Raw genomic sequence first — 3,207 nt, 5'->3', positions numbered from 1 at the left:
TTTAACGGTGTCGGCAAGCATGGCAGTTTAAGAGCAAACACTATAGGTAACTGAAGAGTGGGTATCAAGCTACAAAGGGATTTGTATTCCTATGCGTTTTGAAAGTAGCTTAAAACGATGATTGACGCTTATGTCAATAACTGTCAATAAAAAAGCTCCGTGCGCTCGAACCTATACCCACAATAATTCATCCATTTGCATTCTCACCCTTATGGAGCGTTAAGTTATAGCTCATACTCGTATTTTAGAATTTTGCGGCCTAAGCGGCGGCAACTAAAAAGTTGCTCGTACCGCTTTGGTTGCTTGTACCATATTTTTTAGAGAGGCCGCAGTCTCGCTCCATCCTCTGGTTTTAAGTCCACAATCGGGATTGATCCAGAGTTGTTTAGCCGGAAGTACTTCTAAGAGTGCATGGATTTGTTTTTCCATCTCTTGAACACTTGGAACACGCGGCGAGTGGATGTCATAAACACCCGGTCCTACTTCTTGCTGATACCCTACTGCCGCAAATATTTTTAATAGGCGATTTCCACTACGGGATGTTTCTATAGAGATAACGTCTGCATCCATCGCTTCAATTGTTTTGATGATATCAGTAAATTCACTGTAGCACATATGGGTATGTATCTGGGTATCGCGCTTGGCAACTGCTGTCGAGAGCAAGAAGCTTTCCAGCGCCCATTTCTCATACGCGGCACGATCTTTGTATCGGAGAGGATATCCTTCTTTGAATGCCGCCTCATCGACTTGGATCATTTTGATCCCAGCGCGCTGCAAATCTTCCACTTCATCACGTATGGCGAGTGCAATTTGAAGCGCAGTGGTGGATCGGGGCTGATCGTCGCGGACAAAACTCCAGTTGAGGATGGTAACAGGTCCGGTCAACATCCCTTTCATTGGTCGCTTCGTAAGACTTTGTGCAAATACGCTCCATTCTACTGTCATCGCCTTAGGACGGCTAACATCACCATAAAGTAGCGGTGGCTTGACGCATCGACTACCGTAGCTTTGTACCCAGCCGTTGCTGCTAAATGCAAATCCATTGAGCTGTTCACCAAAATACTCTACCATGTCGTTACGCTCAAATTCACCGTGAACAAGAACATCAAGATCAACCGATTCTTGAAAAGCGACGCACTCCTTGATTGCCTCTTTCATCGCACTCTCATATTGCTCTTTAGTGATGATCCCTTTTTTAAACTCTTGACGTGTTTGACGGATTTCCGAAGTTTGTGGGAACGATCCAATGGTAGTGGTCGGTAAAAGAGGAAGATCAAAAAGATCGTGTGCTGCCTCCTGACGAAGCGCAAAAGGATAAGAGCGTTTGTAATCATTCGCAGTAAGGTTCATTAGACGTTTTTGTACCGCTTCATCGGTGCGAGTAGTGTTCGTAAGCCGTGCCGCTAGAGGCTGCCCCGTAAAAAAAGCGTGGGAGAGGGTTGAAAGCTCGGTGAGTTTTTCCTCAGCAAATGAGAGCAATCCTTTCACCTCCTCTTTGAGGGCATTTTCATGCTTGAGCGAATAAGGAACATGCAGCAAGGAGCACGAAGTACTCAGACTTAAACGCTCTTTGGGAATAAATGAGGCGATTTCTGTCAGTATGGCGAGCGAATGATGCAAATCATTTCTCCAGACATTACGACCGTTTATGATCCCGATTGCAACGTGTTTATCGCTTTTGCTCAGTAACTCTAGAGATTTTTGATTCTTATCTCCATGGACAAAATCGATAACAAGCCCGTAGATTGGAGTGTTGACAAGCACAGCCGTCGCTTCAGTGGAGTGTTCAAAATAGGTAGCAACCCAGATTTTTCCAAATCTACCCAGTTTGTCATACGCAATTTTTACCAAAGAGAGATCATTTGGTGTCGGATCGCAGACGAGCGAAGGTTCGTGGAGGATGATGTCAGTTCCGAGATTCTGTAATATTTCTAGCAGTGCAGCATATTGATTAAGGAGAGAATCAAAAAGCTGTGCGCGTACTTCTTCGGAACATTTCGACAGTGCTAAAAAGGTAATCGGTCCAATCAATTGAATCCGTCCCTCGTATCCATTGGCTTTAGCCTCATTGTATTCGTTAATGATTTTATCGGAATTGATTTTTCCAAAACTAAACGTGTTGTGCAGTTCGGGGACAAGATAATGATAATTAGTGTTGAACCATTTAGTCATTTCGAGTGCAGTATGAGTCTCGTCTCCACGAGCCATCGTGAAATAACGCTGAGTCGGGTCGACAATATCGCTAAAGCGTTCAGGCTCTGCACCGATGGTTACCATAAGATCAAGCATATTATCATAAAGACTGAAATCGTTGATAGCAACCTGATCAATTCCGCTATCGTGTTGCAGCTTCCAATGTCGCACTCTAAGTTCAGTAGCGACTGAGTGCAGTTCATTTAGACTGATAATGCCCTTCCAGTAGTTTTCGAGGGCAGTTTTTAACTCTCTTTTTTCTCCGATACGGGGAAATCCAAGCACAGTTATTTTGTTTTTCATATTGCATTCCTTGTTATTTATTTGATATTCATCATCCTTGTTTTTACAAGCCCCAAGATTAAATAGGAAATTTGGAGCCGTTGTATTAGGAATGATAGAGACTCATGGTGCTGATTAATAGGAAAATGTGACAGAGAGTGGTGGCGAGGCATCAGTATTAAAATAACGGAATAAAAATAGAAGCTTTGGTATTAATGAAGAAATGTAGAGGGCGCGCAGAGCACGGCGACGAAAAAAACAGTTACAGTGACACTGGCAACGGGAAACCTTTGGCGTAAATGGTTCTATGGCTTCAAGGAGAAGATCTAGCTCATCCGGAGGTGATTCGTCGATACCATCATCCGTAGCAGAAAAACGGCGAGTATGGCAGTTTCGGGTACGCACGGACTGCTTATGTAGCGTAGTTTCACTCACAGTTGCGGTGATTGCTTGAAGCAAGAAATACTTTCCGCCGAAACCTTTTGCCATAGTATCCTCATAAAATTAGTATTGGAATTATACATTAACAAGTGAAAATTATTCGATTAATACAGATTAGTTCATGTATTTGAGCAATATATTATTTAAGCAAAGTTTAAAATAGATAGGGAAAAAAGTCCATTTATAGGTGGACACACGTGCGACACCTTTGGTTGCGTGTAAAAAACGCTCCAAAAAGATTGGAAAGAGCGGATTAAATGGTTCCGTATTCGATAGCGGTTTTTGTGTAAA

General features: G+C 42.9%; 2 protein-coding genes. Both read right to left on the bottom strand.

The window, feature by feature from the left end:
• Positions 1-273 precede the first annotated feature (273 nt).
• Positions 274-2,496 carry a 5-methyltetrahydropteroyltriglutamate--homocysteine S-methyltransferase gene (gene metE / locus JHC35_RS01230; RefSeq protein WP_295041559.1) on the bottom strand — a complete coding sequence of 741 codons (2,223 nt, stop codon included), beginning with the start codon at positions 2,494-2,496 and terminating at the stop codon, positions 274-276.
• A 114-nt stretch (positions 2,497-2,610) separates the two neighbouring features.
• Positions 2,611-2,964 (bottom strand): hypothetical protein, encoded by a 354-nt coding sequence (locus tag JHC35_RS01225; protein WP_295041558.1) that lies wholly within the window; start codon positions 2,962-2,964, stop codon positions 2,611-2,613.
• Positions 2,965-3,207: the final 243 nt, after the last annotated feature.

The organism is Sulfuricurvum sp., assembly GCF_022759005.1.
Lineage (GTDB): Bacteria > Campylobacterota > Campylobacteria > Campylobacterales > Sulfurimonadaceae > Sulfuricurvum.
The sequence above is the reverse complement of the archived record's forward strand: the minus strand, read 5'-3'. Positions and strand labels throughout refer to the sequence as shown.

What these genes read in the sequence shown, in the direction of transcription:
- metE (WP_295041559.1), bottom strand. Translation starts at nt 2,496, where the DNA reads ATGAAAAACAAAATAACTGTGCTTGGATTTCCCCGTATCGGAGAAAAA.
- JHC35_RS01225 (WP_295041558.1), bottom strand. Translation starts at nt 2,964, where the DNA reads ATGGCAAAAGGTTTCGGCGGAAAGTATTTCTTGCTTCAAGCAATCACC.